Origin of the sequence: uncultured Microbacterium sp. (assembly GCF_947489255.1) — a bacterium.
GTDB classification, from domain to species: Bacteria; Actinomycetota; Actinomycetes; order Actinomycetales; family Microbacteriaceae; genus Microbacterium; species Microbacterium phycohabitans.
Genome location: NZ_CANLCY010000005.1, coordinates 117,920 through 135,617, shown reverse-complemented (window position 1 = coordinate 135,617; position 17,698 = coordinate 117,920). Strand labels below are relative to the sequence as shown.

The following is a 17,698-nucleotide window of genomic DNA, read 5'->3' as shown; positions in this document are numbered from 1 at the left end:
GACAGCGTCCGCCGCACCTTTCCTCCGAGGAGCAGAGATGTCCGCTACCCCCACCGCCGCGCCCACGTCGAACGCGGCCCCCGCGACGGGCGCCGAGCGCGTCCAGCAGCACCGCCGGTACCTCATGTGCCGGCCCGAGCACTTCACGGTGAGCTACAGCATCAATCCGTGGATGGAGCCCTCGCGCCCCACCGACACCGCGCTCGCCGTGCGGCAGTGGCAGGCGCTCCACGACACGTACGTGGCGCTCGGGCACGAGATCGAGCTCATCGACCCGCTCGAGGGCCTGCCCGACATGGTCTACACCGCCAACGGCGGCTTCGTGATCGACGGCATCGCCTACGGCCCGAAGTTCCGTTTCCGCGAGCGGGCCGCCGAGGCCCCCGCGTTCATCGACTGGTTCGCGGCCAACGGCTTCGAGGTCGCCGAGCCGGTCGAGGTCAACGAGGGCGAGGGCGATTTCCTGCTCGTCGGCGACACCATCCTCGCGGGCACCGGTTTCCGCTCGACGGGCGACAGCCACCGCGAGGTCGGCGAGGTGTTCTCGCGCGAGGTCGTGTCGCTGACGCTGACCGACCCGCGGTTCTACCACCTCGACACCGCGATCTCGGTGCTCGACCCGGTCGAGGGCCCGGGTGGTGTCGACAAGGCCAACATCGCCTACCTGCCCACCGCGTTCGACGAGCGCAGCCAGGCGATCCTCCGCGAGCGCTACCCCGATGCCATCCGGGTCTCGGATGCCGACGGCGCGGTGTTCGGACTCAACTCCGCCAGCGATGGCAAGAACGTCATCATCTCGCCGCGCGCGGTGGGGTTCGAGGCGCAGCTGCGCGAGCGCGGCTACACCCCCGTCATGGTCGACCTGTCCGAGCTGCTGCTCGGCGGCGGCGGCATCAAGTGCTGCACGCTCGAACTGCGCGGGAGCGCCCGATGAGCACCGCCGTCGATGACCTCGGCGCGCAGCTGATCGCCGCCGAGGCAGCGCACGTCGCGCACAACTACCACCCGCTGCCGGTCGTCGCCGCGCGCGCTGAGGGCGTGTGGGTCACCGACGTCGAGGGCAAGCGCTACCTCGACCTGCTGTCGGCCTACTCGGCACTGAACTTCGGGCACGGCCACCCCGCGATCCTCGCCGCCGCCCGCGAGCAGCTCGAGCGGCTGACGCTCACCAGCCGCGCGTTCCACAACGACCGGCTGGGGCCCTTCGCCACCGCGCTCGCGCAGCTGTGCGGCAAAGACCTCGTGCTGCCGATGAACACCGGCGCCGAGGCGGTCGAGACCGGCATCAAGGTCGCCCGAGCCTGGGGCTACCGCACGAAGGGCATCGCCCCCGACGCCGCGACCATCATCGTCGCCAACGGCAACTTCCACGGCCGCACCACGACGATCGTCGGTTTCAGCGACGACCCCACCGCGCACGACGACTTCGGTCCCTACGCGCCCGGCTTCGTGCACGTGCCCTACGGAGACGCGGATGCCATCGCCGCGGCGATCGACGAGAACACCGCCGCGGTACTCCTCGAGCCCATCCAGGGTGAGGCGGGCGTCGTCATCCCGCCCGACGGGTTCCTCCGCCGTGTGCGCGAGATCTGCACCGAGAACGACGTGCTGTTCATCGCCGACGAGATCCAGTCGGGTCTCGGTCGCGTGGGCGAGACGTTCGCGTGCGACCGCGAGGGCGTCGTCCCCGACCTGTACCTGCTCGGCAAGGCGCTGGGCGGCGGCATCTTGCCCCTGTCGGCGGTCGTCGCGAACGAGGACGTGCTCGGCGTCATCCGCGCGGGCGAGCACGGGTCGACCTTCGGCGGCAACCCGCTCGCGTGCGCCGTCGGTCTGCGGGTCGTCGAGATGCTGGCATCCGGGGAATTCCAGACCCGCGCGAAGGCGCTGGGCGCGCACCTCGAGCAGAACCTGCAGACGGTGATCGGCCACGGCGTGACCGCGGTGCGCATCGCGGGGCTGTGGGCCGGGGTCGACATCGACCCCGCCGTCGGCACGGGCCGCGAGATCGCCGAGAAGCTCCTCGCGCGCGGAGTGCTCGTCAAAGACACGCACGGTCAGACCATCCGCATCGCCCCGCCCCTCACCATCCGGGCGACCGAGCTGGACTGGGCCGTCGAGCAGCTGAAGCACGTGCTCGCGGCCTGAGAGCCCTCGCCATCGCGGGAGGTGCCGGGAATCGTCGCTTCGGAGTCGGCTCCGGCGACAGATTCTGGCACCTCACGCGTGGGGGTCAGGCGACCGAGACCGTCGTCTCGTCCCAGCCCGTCGCGCCGTCGGGGGCCGGCGGGGCGGTGTCGGAGGTCTGCGTGCTGCCGTCGGCCGAGATCGCGCGGCAGCGCACGGTGTGCGAGCCGGTCGTGGCATCCCACGGGAGACTCCACTGCACCCACGTGTCGGCCGAGATGGCGCTCGCGAGCGTCGCCGGCTGCCAGGGGCCGTCATCGATCTGCACCTCGACGCCGGCGACGCCGACGTGGTTGTGCCACGCGACGCCCGCGATGACCGCGTCGCCCGCGGCCACCTGCGCACCCGCGCGCGGGACGTCGATGCGCGACTGCAGCTTGACCGGTCCGCGCTCCGACCATCCGCGCGGGGTCCAGTACCCCTCGGCGCGGTCGAAGCGCGTGACCTCGAGCTCGCTCACCCACTTGGTCGCCGATACGTAGCCGTAGAGCCCCGGCACGACCATGCGCACGGGGAAGCCGTGCTCGAGGGGGAGCGGTTCGCCGTTCATCCCGATCGCGAGCAGGGCGTCGCGGTCGTCGGTGAGAGCCTCCAGGGGACTGGATGCCGTGAACCCGTCGACCGAGCGCGAGAGCACCATGTCGGCCTCGGCGGTCGGCTTCGCGCGCGCAAGGATGTCGCGGATCGGCACTCCGAGCCACCGAGCGGTGCCGATGAGCGAGCCGCCGACCTCGTTCGACACGCACACCAGTGTGGCGACCGTCTCCTTCTGCGGCAGGGCGACCAGGTCGTCCCAGCGCAGCACCACTTCCTGCTCGACGAGGCCGTGCACACGCAGCGTCCACGTCGCCGGGTCGACCTGGGGCACGACGAGGGCGGTGTCGATGCGGTAGAAGTCCGCCGAGGGCGTGATGACGGGGGAGAGGCCGTCGATGCCGAGGTCGGCGGCATCCGGAACCGTCGTCGTGGTCGCGGGACTCGGCAGGCGCAGGGCGGAGCGGACGGCGCTGATCGCTCGGGCACCGCCACTCAGCGCGACCGACCCGAAGGCGGCGAGGGCCCCGGCCATGACGGCGACGCCCGACAGCGCGAGCACGCCGCGGCGGGTGACGCCTTCGTCCGAGGGGGCGCCGTCGGCGACCGATCGCCGGGGCGGACGCCGCAGGCGCGCGATGAGCAGGGCGCCCACGACCGCTGCTCCCGCCCCCGCGATCAGCGACGGCACCGGCGAGAGCAGCCCCGCATCGGCTCGCGTCATCGACACGACGGCGCCGAGTGCGCCCAGGCCCGCGAGCACCAGGCGGCCCCAAGGCGGACGACGGTTCTCCAGCGCTCCGGCCACCCCGGCGACCACCAGCAGCAGCACCGCGATCCCCACGAGCAGCGCGGCCTTGTCGCCGGTGCCGAAGAGGTCGATGGCGAGATCTTTCGCCCACGCCGGGGCGAGGTCGATCATCGCGCCCCCGATCACGGCGAAGGGGCTCGCCGCGGGGGCCACGAGCGCGGCGGCCAGTTCGCCGAGGCCGGCCCCGAGCACGGTCGCGGCGATCCCCGCGACGACGGCCGGGAGATCGCGGAGGCGCGAAGGAGCGGGAGTCACGTTCGGAGCCTAGAGAGCGTCCGGCCCCGGGGCGCCGCGCGGGGCGGAACTCACAGCCAACCGGCATCCGTCGCTGCGAGAACGTCACGGGTTGCGCCGGGGGGAGCAGGGAACCCGGATGCCGCCGGGCCCGACCGCGGCGACCACCGGTAGCGTTCACCCATGCGCGAGAGCCTGCGGTCCCTCCGGCGCCCGGCCGCGGACGGTGCGCCCGCCTTCGACCTGGCCTACGTGCGGTCCGGGCCGCGCGGGGCGACGCCCGTGGTCGTGATCCCCGGGGGCCCGGGGCTGGCGTCGGTGCTGCCGTACCGGGGCCTGCGGCGGCGAGCGGCCCGCGGGGGGCTCGACCTGATCATGATCGAGCACCGCGGCATCGGGCGCTCCCGCCGAGACCTCCGCGGCCGTCCGCTCCCGCCCGCGGCGATGCGCATCGCCGCCGTGCTCGACGACGTGGCCGCCGTGCTCGACGCGGAGGGCATCGACCGCGCGGTGATCGTCGGCTCGTCGTACGGCAGCTATCTCGCGATGGCGTTCGGGGCCCGGCATCCGGAACGGGTCGCGTCGATGCTGCTCGACTCGGCCCTGCAGTCGGCCCACGATCTCGACATCGAGCGCGCCGCGGTGCGGGGGTTGTTCTGGGATGCCGACGACGACATGGCGCGCGGGGTCCGGCGTCTCGTGGCCGCGGGGGTGTCGGAGCGGATCGTGCTCGACGTCGTCCGCGCCGCCTACGAGCTCGGCGGGACCGACCTCGTCCACCCGCTCGTGCGCCACGAGCCCGGTCTCGCGTGGCGGGCGCTGACCGCCTACGCCACGCGCGATGCCGAGATCGCCGACATCCCGCGCATCTACGAGTTCGACCTCGTGGGCACGATCGCCTTCCGCGAGCTGGGGTACGGCGGCACCCCCGACGGGCACCCGCTCGACCCGGTGCGCACCTACCTGCCCCTCGCCTCGCGCTACCCGCCCTTCGCGGGAGAGCCCTACGACCTGCTCGCCGCCGTGCGCGGTTTCGACTGGCCGCTCGTCGTGCTCTCGGGCGACCGCGACCTGCGCACCCCGCCGGAGATCGCCGAGCGGGTGGTCGCGTCGGCCCCGGATGCCACGCTCGTGCGCCTCCGAAACGGACACAGCGCCCTCGACACCCACCCGATGGCGCTGCTGAACGCCATCCGGCGGCTCGTCCGCGGACAGCAGGCCGCGTTGCCCGGCGACGAGCCGGCGCTCGACCGGCTGCCGTGCACCGGTCTCTCTGCGTCGTTCCCGGCTCTCCTCGTGCAGGTCGCCCGCCTCGACGCCCTGCTGCGCGCCCGCGTGCTGCGTCGTCGCTGATCCGCGGGCGCCGGGAAACGGCGCACCGGTGCGAGATCGCGGCGCGCGGGCCGTGTCAAGGATCTGTCCCGATCGGGTTTCGGCGCACACCGTGGCCGAGTGACCGACGGCGACCATCCCCGCTTCCCCCTCCTCCTCCCTCCCGGTGCGGCCGATCTCGATGACGTTGACGCGGCCCTCGAAGCGGCGGATGCCGTGGCCGGGCTCGGCACCGATGTCGCCGGCACGCTCGCCTGGGCGACGGGCCTGCCCCGGCCGCGATCGCTCGCGGCGACCTGGGAGCTGCTTGCCGCGGTCGCCGCTCGCGACGTCGCCGCGGCGCGTATCCTGGAGCCCCATCTCGACGCTCTCGCGATCCTCGACGAGGCCCGCGAGGCGGGCATCGCCCCCGGCGTCGAGACGAGCGGCTCTTGGGGCGTCTTCGCGGCCGAGGGGCCGGGCGTGCGCCTGGAGGCGCGTCGGGATGCCGACATCTGGACACTCCACGGGACCAAACCCTGGTGCTCGCTCGCCGGCGACCTCGATCACGCGCTCGTCACCGCCTGGGTCGACGACGACCACCGGCGGCTCTTCGCGCTCGATCTGCGCGACCCGGCCGTGTCGGCGCGGTCGGGACCGTGGCACGCGCGCGGCTTGGACCGGGTCGTGAGCGCTCCGATGGACGTCGACGGCGCGGTCGCCGAGCCCGTCGGGGAGCCCGGCTGGTACCTGCGTCGCCCCGGCTTCGCGCACGGCGGTGTCGGAGTCGCGGCGTGCTGGTGGGGCGGGGCGCTGCCCCTGCGCGACGCGCTCGCCGCGGCGGCGGGGTCGGCCGGCGCCGATCAGCTCTCCCGGCTGCACCTGGGCAGGGCCGACACGGCACTGTGGGCCGCGCGGGCCGTGCTCGTCGAGACGGCGGGGGTGTTCGGCGCGGCATCCCCCGACCACCGTGCCGCGCGTCTGCGCGCCGCCCGCGCGCGCAGCGTCGTGGCGGACGCCGTCGAGACGACCCTCGCGGAGGCCGCCCACGCTCTCGGTCCCTCCCCCCTCGCCGCCGACGACGCGCACGCCCAGAGGGTGGCCGACCTGCAGCTGTACGTGCGTCAACATCACGCCGATCGCGCCGTCGCGGAGATCGGCGCGCAGATCCAGCAGGGAGGCGGAGCGTGGTGAGCTTCGACCACCGCGATCCGGGGACCGACGAGGACGTGTGGGCCGCCGTGCTCCGACGCGATCTGCCGGCCCTCGAGCTCGACGTCGACCGCATCGTCGTCGTGGCCGCGCACCCCGACGACGAGACGCTCGGGGCGGCGGGTCTTCTCGCCACGGCCACCGCTCGTGGCATCCCGATCGATCTCGTCGTCGTGACCGACGGCGAGCGGTCGCACCCCGACTCGCCCACGCACAGCCCCGCGACCCTCGGCCTGGTCCGCCGCCGGGAACTGCGCGAGGCGATGTCGATCGTGGGCGTCGAGAACGAGTCGCTGTTCCTCGGACTCCCCGACGGCGGTACCGACGACCACCGCGACGCCATCGCCCGCGCGCTGCAGCGGGCGATCGACCGGGCGCCCGCGGATCGCGTCCTCGTCCTCTCGCCCTGGCGCGGCGACGGGCACCGCGACCACCGCGTCGTCGGCGAGGTCGTCGAGCAGGTCTGCGCGCAGCGCGGCATCCGCTGCCGATCCTTCCCGATCTGGCTCTGGCACTGGGGCGGTCCGGATGACGTGCCCTGGCCGCATGCGGAACGCCTGCGCCTGAACGCCGCGGCCCGGGACGCCAAGGCCCGCGCCCTCGAGGCGCACGTCAGCCAGCTCCTGCCCCTGTCGGCCGCGCCGGGCGACGAGCCCACGGTCCACGCGCGGATGCGCTCGCACTTCGCGCGCGATTCCGAGGTGTTCTTCGCCCCTCGGCCCGCGCCCGGCCCGGTGCCCGGCGTCGTCGCGCCGACGCCGGACTCGGCCTCGGGAACGGATGCCGCGACCGCACCGTCGGGGGAAGAGCCGCCGGCAGCGCCCACCGTGGGGCCGGAGTACTTCGACGACATGTACGCGCGCCACGACGACCCCTGGGGCTTCGACTCGCGCTGGTACGAGGAGCGCAAGCGCGCCGTGCTGCTGGCGGCCCTGCCCCGGAGCCGCTACTGCGCCGCCTTCGAGGCCGGCTGTTCGACGGGGGCGCTGACCGCGCACCTCGCCGAGCGGTGCGACCGGGTGCTCGCCGTCGACCTCGCCCTGGCCGCCCTCGACCGCGCGCGCCGTCGTCTGCGGGGTCGCGAACACGTCGAGCTGCGCCGTGCGATGCTCCCCGACGACTGGCCGGAGGAGACGTTCGACCTCGTGGTGCTGTCGGAGGTCGCGTACTACTGGGGCGCCGGCGACCTCGATCGCGGGCTCACGGCGGCCGTCGCCTCGCTGCGCGCCGACGGGCACCTCGTGGCCTGCCATTGGCGGCATCCCGTCGCCGAGTACCCGCGCGACGGTGACAGCGTCGGTGCAGCCCTCGCCGCCCGGTCCGACCTCGTGCGCCTCGTCCGGCACGAGGAGGAGGACTTCGCGCTCGAGGTGTACGGCCTCTCGGGGGCGCGCTCCGTGGCGGCCGAGGCGGGACTCGTCCCGTGAGGGCGGTCGCGGTGGCCATCCCCGCCCACGACGAGGAGGCGCTGATCGGTCGATGCCTCGCCTCGGTGATGCAGGCCGTGACGCGAGCCCGCGAGCGCGATCCCGCCCTCGCGATCGTGGTCGTCGTCGTGCTCGACGCGTGTCGCGACAGCACCGCTGCGCAGGTGCGGAGGTGGCCCGTGCACGCGGTCGACATCGACGCCCGCCGCGTGGGGACCGCCCGCCGCGTGGGGATCGCGCAAGCGCTGTCGAGCCTGGCGACCCCCGATGACGACACCTGGATCGCGATGACGGATGCCGACACGGTGGTGCCCGGCGACTGGCTCACGCACCAGCTCGATCTGGCGGATGCCGGGATCGACCTCGTGGTCGGCACGGTCCGTCCCGACTTCGCCGACCTCAGCGCGCGGCACGCGGCCTACTGGCGCGCGACGCACCACCGCGGCCGGCCACCCGGCAACGTGCACGGAGCGAACCTCGGCGTGCGCGCGAGCACGTACACCGAGGCGGGCGGCATCCCGGATCTCGCCGCGCACGAGGACGTCGCCCTCGTCGGAGCGATCCGCGCCCTCGGGGCACGCGAGCAGGCCAGCGACGTGCACGAGGTCGAGACTTCCGGTCGCTTCACGGGCCGGACCCCCGCGGGATACGCCGCGTTCCTGCGCCGCGTGCACGCGTGGATCGACGCCCCTCCGCTCGCCGGGTCCGGCGTGTGACCGACGATCCGCGGTTCGTCAACCACCTCGGCTTCGCTCGGATGGCACCGCAGACTGACCGTCCCCCGGATCGAGAGGCACCACCATGAAGGCACTGACCTGGCAAGGCAAGCGCACCGTGAGCGTCGAGGAGGTGCCCGACCCGCAGATCCTCGAGCCCACCGACGCGATCGTGAAGATCACCTCGACCGCGATCTGCGGCTCCGACCTGCACCTGTACGAACTCTTCGGACCGTTCATCGACAAGGGCGACGTGCTCGGGCACGAGCCGATGGGCGTCGTCGTCGAGGTGGGATCGGCCGTGACGAACCTCGCCGTCGGCGACCGCATCGTCGTCCCGTTCAACATCTCGTGCGGCCACTGCTTCATGTGCCGCCGGGGTCTGCAGTCGCAGTGCGAGACGACGCAGGTGCGGGAGTACGGCAGCGGCGCGGCGCTCTTCGGATACACGAAGCTCTACGGGCAGGTCCCTGGTGGTCAGGCCGAATACCTGCGCGTGCCGCTGGCCGACTACAACCACATCCGCGTCGGCGACGACCTGCCCGACGACCGCTACCTCTTCCTCAGCGACATCGTCCCCACCGCCTGGCAGGGCGTGAAGTACGCGAACGTCCCCGAAGGGGGAACCCTGGCGGTGATGGGGTTGGGGCCGGTCGGACAGTTCGCCGCCCGCATCGGCGTGCACCTGGGGTATCGCGTCCTCGCGATCGAGCCCGAGGCCGAGCGCCGAGCGATGGCCGAGCGTCACGGCGTCCTGACCTACGACCTCACCGACAGCGTGGTCGACGAACTCGTCGACCTCACCGAGGGTCGCGGGGCCGACGGAGTCGTGGATGCCGTCGGCATGGAGGCCCACGGCAACGGCGGCGTCAAGCTGGCGCAGAGCGCGGTGGGGCTCCTGCCCGACGCCCTCGCGCAGAAGGTGATGGACAAGGCCGGTCTCGATCGCCTCGCGGCCGTCTACGCCTCGATCGATCTGGTGCGCCGCGGCGGGACCGTTTCGCTCAGCGGGGTGTACGCCGGCGAGGCCGACGTGCTGCCGATGAAGACCATGTTCGACAAGCAGATCGCCTTCCGCATGGGCCAGTGCAACGTCAAGCGCTGGATCGACGACCTTCTTCCTCTGGTCGAAGACGCCGCCGACCCGCTCGGCGTGATGGACCTGGTCACCCACCACGCGCCCCTCGACGACGCGCCGGGCCTCTACGAGACGTTCCAGAAGAAGGAGGACGGCTGCATCAAGGTCGTGCTGCGCCCCGGCACCTGAGGTTCCGACACCGCGCCGGGTGCGGCGCGGTGTCCCCTCGTGCGGAATCGGCAGGCGCCACCCCGTGTGGATGCCGTCGGCACCGGCGTGTCGGCTGCGGACTCCGCACGCCGGCACGCCGCCGCGAGCCGGGTGCCCCGGCTCCGAGGCGTCAGACGCGACCGGCGTGCACGGCCTCGAGGGCCTCGGCATCCGCTTCGCTCATGCCCTCGATCGGCTCGCCGTTCCAGACGATGTCGTCGCCGAGGGCGGCGAGGATCTCTTTGCGGTCGCCGTGCGAGATCTTCGCGCCGTGCACGATCGTCGCGGGGCTCCAGAGCATCGCGGCACCGTCCCACCAGCCCGCGCCCACGTCGCGCACGTGCAGCAGATCGTGCAGCGTCTTCGGCAGGTGCTGGAGCGGTTCGGCGAAGGCGTCGGCGAGCACGGCGAGCGTGATCTGGCGCTCCGTGCCCGGCACGGCGACGACGGGCTCGGCGAGTCGTCCCTCGATCGCGTGGGAGACGTCGTCGGCCTCGAGCAGGATGACGCCGTTCGTGGGCCGCGGGTTGCACTCGATGATCTTGTAGTCGGGGGCGGCGTCGGTGCCGTGGTCGACGAAGTCGAACGAGATCTGGCCGGTGAAGCCCGGGTCGAGGGTGTCGACGAGCTGCTGCGTGTACCGGAGGGTGTCGGTGCTGTCGACGGCGATGAAGGCGATCGCGGTCGAGTGCGCCCACTGCTCGGCGGCCTTGTACGTGGTGTGCGCCTGCACCCGGCCGTCGACGACGACGCTGTACGTGCAGACCATGGGCCCGTCGACGAAGGGCTGCACGAGCCACGGCTGCTCGGGAGTGGGCACGCACTCCTCGACGGGGATCTTGCCCGCGAGCGGACCGGTGTTGGTCAGCAGGCCCACGCCGCCGCGCGAGAACGCCGCGCGGGCGAAGTAGCGCGGGAACGAGGCGATCGCCTCGCGCAGCTCCTCGGGCGAGGTCACCACCACCGTCTCGGGGATGGGCACCCCGGCATCCTGGGCGAGACGCTGGAAGCTCGCCTTGTCGTGCAGGCGCGCGAGGTCGGCGAAGCTGCCGGCGTACAGGCGCACGCGCGCGGGCAGGTCGGCCACGCGGGCGGCGAGGTAGAAGACCTCCTCGAACGTGGGGATGATCACGTCGATGTCGTGCTTCTCGACGTAGTCGCTCACGGCCGCGATGAAGGCGTCGGTCTCGAACCGCGGCGACGGGGTGGCGAGGTGGCCGGCGAGGAAGCGCGAGTGGTTGCCCACCGCGCCGTCGTAGGTGTCGCTCGCGAACACGGTGTGTCCGACGCTGCCGAGCTTGCGGATGAGGTCGAGAGCGAACGTGTTGCGGGAACTGGTGACGAGCACGCGCATGGAGGCACCCCTGGTCGTTGCGGCGGACGTTGGCGTCACTCTATCCACGGGCCGCGACCGGCGTGGGGGAAACCTTCCCGCAACACGGCGCTGAGTAGAGTCGTCGCATGGGTGACCTGTTCGACGGTTACGGCTCCACGCTGGCGCCGCGCAAGACCGCATCCGGCATCCCGGCGTACGACGAGATGTTCGGCATCCCGGCTTCGGCCGGAGACGCCGCCCCCTCTCGTGAGGCGTACCGGGAGCTGTACCAGACGCTCGCGCAGATGACCCAGGAGGAGCTGCGGGGTCGCACCGAGTCGCTGGCGAGTTCGTACCTGGCCCAGGGCGTCACCTTCGACTTCGCGGGCGAGGAGCGCCCCTTCCCCCTGGATGCCGTGCCCCGCGTCATCGCGTATGACGAGTGGTCGCGCATCGAGGCCGGGGTGAAGCAGCGCGTCCGCGCGCTGGAGGCCTTCCTCGACGACGCCTACGGCAACCAGCACTGCGTGCGCGACGGCATCCTTCCCGCGGGTCTCATCTCGTCGTCGCAGTACTTCTACCGTCAGGCCGCCGGCATCCGCAGCGCCAACGGCGTGCGCATCCAGGTGTCGGGCATCGACCTGATCCGCGACGAGCACGGCGAGATGCGCGTGCTCGAAGACAACGTGCGCGTGCCCTCGGGCGTCTCGTACGTCATCTCGAACCGCCGGGTCATGGCGCAGACGCTGCCCGAGCTGTTCGTCTCGATGCGCGTGCGCCCCGTCGGCGACTACCCGAACAAGCTGCTCGCCGCCCTGCGGGCCTCGGCCCCGCCCGGGATCGACGACCCGAACATCGTCGTGCTCACCCCGGGTGTCTACAACTCGGCGTACTTCGAGCACACGCTGCTCGCGCGCCTCATGGGCGTCGAGCTCGTCGAGGGGCGCGACCTGCTGTGCGTGGGCGGCAAGGTCTTCATGCGCACCACGCGCGGACCGCAGCGCGTCGACGTCATCTACCGCCGCGTCGACGACGACTTCCTCGACCCGCTGCAATTCCGCGCCGACTCGATGCTCGGTGCCCCGGGGCTCATGCTCGCCGCGCGCCTGGGCAACGTCACGATCGCCAACGCCGTGGGCAACGGCGTCGCCGACGACAAGCTGCTCTACACGTACGTCCCCGACCTGATCCGGTACTACCTCGCCGAGGAGCCGATCCTGAAGAACGTCGACACCTGGCGGCTCGAAGACCCGGGCGCCCTCGAAGAGGTGCTCGACCGTCTCCCCGAGCTCGTCGTCAAGCCGGTCGACGGCTCCGGCGGCAAGGGGCTCGTCGTGGGTCCCGACGCCTCGCCCGCGGAGCTCGACGCCCTCCGCAAGCGCCTTCTCGCCGACCCGCGCGGCTGGATCGCGCAGCCGGTGGTCATGCTCTCGACCATCCCGACCCTCGTCGAAGACGGGATGCGCCCGCGGCACGCCGACCTGCGTCCCTTCGCGGTCAACGACGGCGACGACATCTGGGTGCTCCCGGGAGGTCTGACCCGTGTGGCGCTTCCCGAGGGACAGCTCGTGGTCAACTCCAGCCAGGGCGGCGGGTCGAAGGACACCTGGATCGTCGGCGGCTCCGCCCCCTCGCACGTCGAGTACGGCCAGGGCAACGGCGTCTCGGGACTCGTCGCCGATCAGGCGGCGGTGACCGAGGCCATTCCGATCATCTACGACGGCCAGCCCGCTCCGGCCACCGCGCCGCGCGACCATCGCCCCGACCGCGACCAGCAGGAACAGCAGCAGCAGGATGCCGGGGTGCAGCACGGCCCGCAGGCGGAGCAGCAGCAGCAGACGCTCGAGCGGGGCCAGTACCCTTCGACGGGCTCAGGGCCCTCGGCCGCAGCGGGAACGGGAGTCGCATCGTGCTGAGCCGCATCGCTGACCCTTCGACGGGCTCAGGGCCCTTCGACAAGCTCAGGGACCGTAGGGAGTGCTCATGCTGAGCCGCATCGCGGAGAGCCTGTTCTGGATCGGGCGCTACATCGAGCGCAGCGACGGCACCGCGCGCATCCTCGACGTGCACCTGCAGCTGCTGCTCGAGGACCCCTGGATCGACGAGGACACCGCGTGCCGGTCGCTGCTGAGCGTCATGGGCTCGGCCTGGCCCGAGAACGTCGACACCGTCCGCCGCGACGACGTGCTGGCCCGCCTGGCGGTCGATCGCATGAACCCGTCGAGCATCGCCTACTCGCTCACCGCCGCCCGCGAGAACGCCCGCCGCGCGCGCGAGATCGTCTCGACCGAACTGTGGGAGATCCTCAACACCACGAACTCGCGGATGCCACGGCGTCTGCAGACCGACAAGGTGCACGAGTTCTTCCAGTGGGTGCGCGAGCGCGCGGCCCTCGCGATCGGCATCGTCGACTCCTCGACCAACCGCGACGAGGCATGGCAGTTCTTCACCCTCGGGCGCAGCATCGAGCGCACCGACATGACCGCGCGCCTGCTCGCGACCCGCTCGCTGACCGAGGTGTCGGGACCGTCGTGGACGACGATCCTGCGCTCGTGCGGCGCTTACGAGGCCTACCTGCGCACGTATCGCGGCATGCCGAGCGCCCGTAACGCGGCGGAGTTCCTCCTGCTCGACCGCCTGTTCCCGCGCTCGATCATCTACTCGATCCAGCGGGCGGAGGACTGCATGAGCGCGATCGACCCGCGCGCCGACCGCGTCGGGCACTCCAACACGGTGCTGCGCGCCCTCGGTCAGATCCGCAACGACCTCGAGTACCGGCCGGTCAGCGAAATCCTCTCGGAGCTGCCCGAGCACATGCAGCGCGTGCAGACGGTCACGCGCGAGGCGTCGGAGGCGATCCGTTCGCGCTTCTTCCCCACGCAGGCGGAGCCGGCCTGGATCGGAGAGATCTCATGACGGATGCCATCACCGCGGCGATCGCGATGACCTCGGGGGGTCGGCGATGAAGCGCCTGCGCATCGAGCACCAGACCGGCTTCGTGTACCCCGGCGACGTCGTCGCCTCCTACAACGAGGCGCGGATGCTGCCGCACTCCACCGACAGTCAGTTCGTGCTGAGCTCCTCGCTCGACATCGAGCCCTCGACCTCGGTCAACCAGTACGTCGACTACTTCGGCACGCGGGTCGCGGCGTTCGACGTCCTGTCTCCGCATGCCGCGCTCACCATCACGGCGCGTTCTCTCGTCGAGGTGCGTCCTCGGCCGATCGAGCACGCCGACATCACGTGGGAGCAGCTCGCCGCCGAGGCCGAGCGCTCGATCTCGACCGTCGAGCAGCTGACGCAGACCCGTCGAACGATGCCGCACCCCGAGGTGGCCGAGCTGGCCCGATCCATCGCCGCGCAGCACGACCGCCCCGGTCCGGCCGCGCACGCCATCGCCGAGGCGATCGGCAACGCCATCGAGTACATGCAGGGCGTCACGGGCGTGACCTCCACGGCGATCGACGCGTGGGAGGCCCGGAAGGGCGTCTGCCAGGACATCGCGCACGTCGCGATCGGGGCATTGCGCGAGGTCGGCATCCCCGCCCGGTACGTCTCGGGCTACCTGCACCCGAAGCCCTCGGCCGAGGTCGGCGAGGCGGTCACGGGCGAGTCGCACGCGTGGGTGGAGTGGTTCGCCGGCGACTGGCAGGGCTTCGACCCCACGAACAACATCGAGATCGGCGACCGTCACGTACTCGTGGGCCGCGGCCGCGACTACAACGACGTCCCCCCGCTGCGGGGCGTCTACGCCGGACCCGGCAAGAGCAACCTCAAGGTGAAGGTGACGATCACGCGCGAGACGTGACTCGGGTCCCGCGTCGCATGCGTGACCCCGTCGAGTGTCCAGGACACGCCGTTCAGGGCGAGTCGCACGCGGCGTTTCTTGGACGCTCGACAGAAGATCGAGCCCGCGCGACGGCGGTTACCCGCTCGACGCCCGCACGACGAGCTCGGGCCGGAAGCGCACCTGGCGCTCGGACGGGTCGAGCTCGCCGTCGAGCTGGCGCAGCAGCAGGTCGACGGCGGTCGACCCGAGTGCCTCGGCGGGCTGCCGCACCGACGTGAGGGGGACGACGGTCGCCGCGGCGAAGTCGATGTCGTCGTAGCCGACGAGCGCGATGTCGTCGGGCACGCGGATGCCGCCGAGCATCGTCAGGGCCTGCAGCAGGCCCACCGCGAGCAGGTCGTTCGCGGCGAACACCGCGTCGGGGCGGTCGGTGCGTTCGCGCAGGCGTTCGCCCGCGGCGCGGCCGGCGAGGACGGTCATGGCATCCGTCTCGATGATCTCGAGCGTGGCGCCCTCGACCTCGGCGACGGCCCGGCGCGCTCCGGCGAGGCGATCGGCCACCTGGCGGGTCGCGAGGGGCCCGGCGACGAACCCGATCCGGCGTCGACCCTGGGCGAGCAGATGGGCGACGGCGAGATGACCGCCCTCGACATCGTCGACCGACACCGTGCACACCTCGGCGTCGGCGGTGTGCTCGTCGACGAGCACGACGGGGATGCCGGCCTGCGCCAGACGCTCGACCACGTCGCCGCCGGCGTCGGCCGGGGTGAGGAGGACCCCGGCGACGCGCTGCTCGCGGAACTGGTCGAGGTAGAGGCGCTCGTGATCGCCGTCGGCGCCGCTGGAACCGAGCAGGACGACGTAGCCGTCGTCGGCCGCGCGAGCCTCGGCGCCGCGGGCGACCGCCGCGAAGAAGGGGTTGCCGACGTCGAGCACGATCAGGGCGATCGAGCGGCTGCGACCGGCGCGCAGCTGGCGGGCGGCGTCGTTGCGCACGTAGCCGAGGCTCTCGATGGCCGCGCGCACCCGCTCGACCGCGGCGGGGGAGACCGTCTCGCGGCCGTTGAGGACGTTCGACACGGTCCCCACCGAGACACCCGCGTGAGCCGCGACGTCTTTGATCTTGACCGCCATGATCCGTTGACGATATCGCACCGTTCGACGCGCTGTGGTATCGTGTGATGAAACGATTCATTCTCGAGGGAGAGAAGACCCCGCCCATGTCCGCACAGACCACGCGCGTCTGCTTCGAACTCCGCGTCCGCCCAGAGATGGTCGAGGAGTATGTCGCGCGGCACACTCCGGTGCGCGCCGAGATGCTCGAAGAGATCCGCGCCGCCGGACGCCGCAACTACTCGTTGTTCCTGGGTGAGGGCGGGCGCCTCATCGGCTACTACGAGACCGACGACGACGCGGCCGCGCAGGCCTACCTCGCCGCCTCTTCCGTCGCCGCCGCGTGGGAGGCCGAGATGGCCCCGTACTTCCTCGGGCTCGAGGGTCGCCCCGACCAGGCCGCGACCGCCCTTACCGAGGTGTTCCACCTCGCCGACCAGCTCGCCGCGGCCCCGTCCCCGGCACCCACCCCCTCCGACCAGTCCGTGGAGGCCGGGACCCCGGCATCCGCCCCGAACGAAAGCACCCGTTCATGACGACGTTGTCCCCCGAGATCCTGTCGACCCTCGAAAAACAGGCGATCGAGCTGCCCTCGTGGGCGTTCGGCAACTCCGGCACGCGCTTCCGCGTGTTCCCCACCGCCGGCACCCCGCGCGACCCCTTCGAGAAGATCGCGGATGCCGCCGAGGTCAACCGTCTCACGGCCCTCGCCCCCACCGTGGCCCTGCACATCCCGTGGGACCTCGTCGACGACTACACGGCCCTCCGCCGCCACGCCGAAGACCTCGGCGTGAAGCTCGGCACGGTGAACTCCAACACCTTCCAGGACGAGGACTACAAGTTCGGAGCCCTCACTCACCACGACGAGCGCATCCGCCGCAAGGCGATCGACCACCACCTCGCGTGCATCGACGTGATGGATGCCACGGGTTCGCGCGACCTCAAGATCTGGCTCGCCGAGGGCTCGAACTACCCCGGGCAGAACGACATGCGCGGCCGCCAGGACCGCCTGCAGGACTCGCTGCAGCAGATCTACGCGCGACTCGGCGACGAGCAGCGTCTGGTGCTGGAGTACAAGTTCTTCGAGCCGTCGTTCTACCACACCGACGTTCCCGACTGGGGGACGTCCTACGCCCAGGTGGCCGCTCTCGGCGACAAGGCGATGGTGTGCCTCGACACCGGCCACCACGCCCCCGGCACGAACATCGAGTTCATCGTCATGCAGCTGCTGCGCCTCGGCAAGCTCGGCTCGTTCGACTTCAACTCGCGCTTCTACGCCGACGACGACCTCATCGTGGGTGCGGCCGACCCGTTCCAGCTGTTCCGCATCCTCGCCGAGGTCGTGCGCGGCGGGGGCCTGAACAACCCCGACGTGGCCTTCATGCTCGACCAGTGCCACAACATCGAGGACAAGATCCCCGGCCAGATCCGCTCGGTGCTGAACGTGCAGGAGATGACGGCGCGTGCGCTCCTCGTCGACCGTCAGGCTCTGGATGCCGCGCAGCGGGCGAACGACGTGCTCGCCGCCAACGCGGTGCTGATGGACGCCTTCTACACCGACGTCCGCCCCGCGCTCGCCGAGTGGCGCGAGTCGCGAGGCCTCCCCGCCGACCCGATGGCCGCGTTCGCGGCATCCGGCTACCTGCCCCGCATTGCCGAGGAGCGCGTCGGCGGCACCCAGGCCGGCTGGGGCGCCTGAGGGCCAGGTTCACCCGTCGAGTGTCCAGAACATGCCGCAAGAGGCCGCCCCGATGCGGCGT

General features: G+C 72.0%; 15 protein-coding genes. 12 read left to right on the top strand and 3 right to left on the bottom strand.

Going from position 1 to position 17,698, the window contains the following annotated elements:
• The first annotated feature begins 37 nt into the window (after positions 1-37).
• Positions 38-934, top strand: coding sequence for a dimethylargininase (gene ddaH, locus Q0818_RS13980; protein ID WP_298876107.1), 897 nt, complete (start codon positions 38-40; stop codon positions 932-934).
• On the top strand, positions 931-2,148 hold the full coding sequence (gene rocD / locus Q0818_RS13975; protein WP_298876105.1) for an ornithine--oxo-acid transaminase: 1,218 nt from the start codon (positions 931-933) through the stop codon (positions 2,146-2,148). Before ddaH ends, rocD begins: the two co-directional genes overlap by 4 nt.
• An 85-nt stretch (positions 2,149-2,233) precedes the next feature.
• Here the strand turns inward: rocD and Q0818_RS13970 are convergent, their stop codons facing one another.
• Positions 2,234-3,787, bottom strand: a complete 1,554-nt coding sequence (locus Q0818_RS13970; protein WP_298876103.1) for a molybdopterin-dependent oxidoreductase — start codon at positions 3,785-3,787, stop codon at positions 2,234-2,236.
• Positions 3,788-3,949: 162 nt separating this feature from the next.
• On the opposite strand from Q0818_RS13970, the gene Q0818_RS13965 reads away from it, so the two are divergent.
• From Q0818_RS13965 to Q0818_RS13945, 5 genes are all read left to right on the top strand, one after another.
• Entirely contained in the window at positions 3,950-5,119 is a 1,170-nt protein-coding gene (locus Q0818_RS13965; protein WP_298876100.1) for an alpha/beta fold hydrolase, read from the top strand.
• A gap of 99 nt (positions 5,120-5,218) precedes the next feature.
• On the top strand, positions 5,219-6,271 hold the full coding sequence (locus tag Q0818_RS13960; RefSeq protein WP_298876096.1) for an acyl-CoA dehydrogenase: 1,053 nt from the start codon (positions 5,219-5,221) through the stop codon (positions 6,269-6,271).
• Positions 6,265-7,716, top strand: a complete 1,452-nt coding sequence (locus Q0818_RS13955) for a PIG-L family deacetylase (RefSeq protein WP_298876094.1) — start codon at positions 6,265-6,267, stop codon at positions 7,714-7,716. The genes Q0818_RS13960 and Q0818_RS13955 overlap by 7 nt, the downstream gene beginning before the upstream one ends.
• A gap of 11 nt (positions 7,717-7,727) precedes the next feature.
• Positions 7,728-8,432 (top strand): glycosyltransferase family 2 protein, encoded by a 705-nt coding sequence (locus Q0818_RS13950; RefSeq protein WP_298876091.1) that lies wholly within the window; start codon positions 7,728-7,730, stop codon positions 8,430-8,432.
• Positions 8,433-8,517: 85 nt separating this feature from the next.
• Positions 8,518-9,699 (top strand): zinc-dependent alcohol dehydrogenase, encoded by a 1,182-nt coding sequence (locus Q0818_RS13945; RefSeq protein WP_298876088.1) that lies wholly within the window; start codon positions 8,518-8,520, stop codon positions 9,697-9,699.
• Between the two features lie 151 nt (positions 9,700-9,850).
• On the opposite strand, the gene Q0818_RS13940 is transcribed toward Q0818_RS13945, so the two are convergent.
• A complete protein-coding gene (locus tag Q0818_RS13940) occupies positions 9,851-11,074 on the bottom strand; it encodes a carbamoyl-phosphate synthase large subunit (RefSeq protein WP_298876085.1) in 1,224 nt (407 codons plus the stop codon).
• 107 nt (positions 11,075-11,181) lie between these two features.
• On the opposite strand from Q0818_RS13940, the gene Q0818_RS13935 reads away from it, so the two are divergent.
• The 3 genes from Q0818_RS13935 (at position 11,182) to Q0818_RS13925 (ending at position 14,843) form a co-directional block, all read left to right on the top strand.
• On the top strand, positions 11,182-12,951 hold the full coding sequence (locus tag Q0818_RS13935) for a circularly permuted type 2 ATP-grasp protein (RefSeq protein WP_298876082.1): 1,770 nt from the start codon (positions 11,182-11,184) through the stop codon (positions 12,949-12,951).
• Between the two features lie 67 nt (positions 12,952-13,018).
• Positions 13,019-13,951 (top strand): alpha-E domain-containing protein, encoded by a 933-nt coding sequence (locus tag Q0818_RS13930; RefSeq protein WP_298876079.1) that lies wholly within the window; start codon positions 13,019-13,021, stop codon positions 13,949-13,951.
• 46 nt (positions 13,952-13,997) lie between these two features.
• The gene (locus tag Q0818_RS13925) at positions 13,998-14,843 is read left to right on the top strand and encodes a transglutaminase family protein (protein ID WP_298876076.1); all 846 of its coding nucleotides are present in this window, start codon (positions 13,998-14,000) and stop codon (positions 14,841-14,843) included.
• 117 nt (positions 14,844-14,960) lie between these two features.
• Here the strand turns inward: Q0818_RS13925 and Q0818_RS13920 are convergent, their stop codons facing one another.
• Positions 14,961-15,959, bottom strand: coding sequence for a LacI family DNA-binding transcriptional regulator (locus Q0818_RS13920; RefSeq protein WP_298876073.1), 999 nt, complete (start codon positions 15,957-15,959; stop codon positions 14,961-14,963).
• Between the two features lie 86 nt (positions 15,960-16,045).
• Between Q0818_RS13920 and Q0818_RS13915 the strand changes: the two genes are divergently transcribed.
• Positions 16,046-16,474: an L-rhamnose mutarotase gene (locus Q0818_RS13915; RefSeq protein ID WP_298876070.1), complete on the top strand. Its 429-nt coding sequence runs from the start codon at positions 16,046-16,048 to the stop codon at positions 16,472-16,474.
• Positions 16,471-17,637 carry an L-rhamnose isomerase gene (gene rhaI, locus Q0818_RS13910; protein WP_298876067.1) on the top strand — a complete coding sequence of 389 codons (1,167 nt, stop codon included), beginning with the start codon at positions 16,471-16,473 and terminating at the stop codon, positions 17,635-17,637. The genes Q0818_RS13915 and rhaI overlap by 4 nt, the downstream gene beginning before the upstream one ends.
• The last annotated feature ends 61 nt before the right edge of the window (positions 17,638-17,698 follow it).

Bases quoted from the DNA above. Each gene is read 5' to 3' on its own strand.
- Q0818_RS13915 (WP_298876070.1), top strand. From the start codon at position 16,046: ATGTCCGCACAGACCACGCGCGTCTGCTTCGAACTCCGCGTCCGCCCA.
- Q0818_RS13940 (WP_298876085.1), bottom strand. From the start codon at position 11,074: ATGCGCGTGCTCGTCACCAGTTCCCGCAACACGTTCGCTCTCGACCTC.
- Q0818_RS13935 (WP_298876082.1), top strand. From the start codon at position 11,182: ATGGGTGACCTGTTCGACGGTTACGGCTCCACGCTGGCGCCGCGCAAG.
- Q0818_RS13945 (WP_298876088.1), top strand. From the start codon at position 8,518: ATGAAGGCACTGACCTGGCAAGGCAAGCGCACCGTGAGCGTCGAGGAG.
- rocD (WP_298876105.1), top strand. From the start codon at position 931: ATGAGCACCGCCGTCGATGACCTCGGCGCGCAGCTGATCGCCGCCGAG.
- ddaH (WP_298876107.1), top strand. From the start codon at position 38: ATGTCCGCTACCCCCACCGCCGCGCCCACGTCGAACGCGGCCCCCGCG.
- Q0818_RS13930 (WP_298876079.1), top strand. From the start codon at position 13,019: ATGCTGAGCCGCATCGCGGAGAGCCTGTTCTGGATCGGGCGCTACATC.
- Q0818_RS13920 (WP_298876073.1), bottom strand. From the start codon at position 15,959: ATGGCGGTCAAGATCAAAGACGTCGCGGCTCACGCGGGTGTCTCGGTG.
- Q0818_RS13925 (WP_298876076.1), top strand. From the start codon at position 13,998: ATGAAGCGCCTGCGCATCGAGCACCAGACCGGCTTCGTGTACCCCGGC.
- Q0818_RS13965 (WP_298876100.1), top strand. From the start codon at position 3,950: ATGCGCGAGAGCCTGCGGTCCCTCCGGCGCCCGGCCGCGGACGGTGCG.
- rhaI (WP_298876067.1), top strand. From the start codon at position 16,471: ATGACGACGTTGTCCCCCGAGATCCTGTCGACCCTCGAAAAACAGGCG.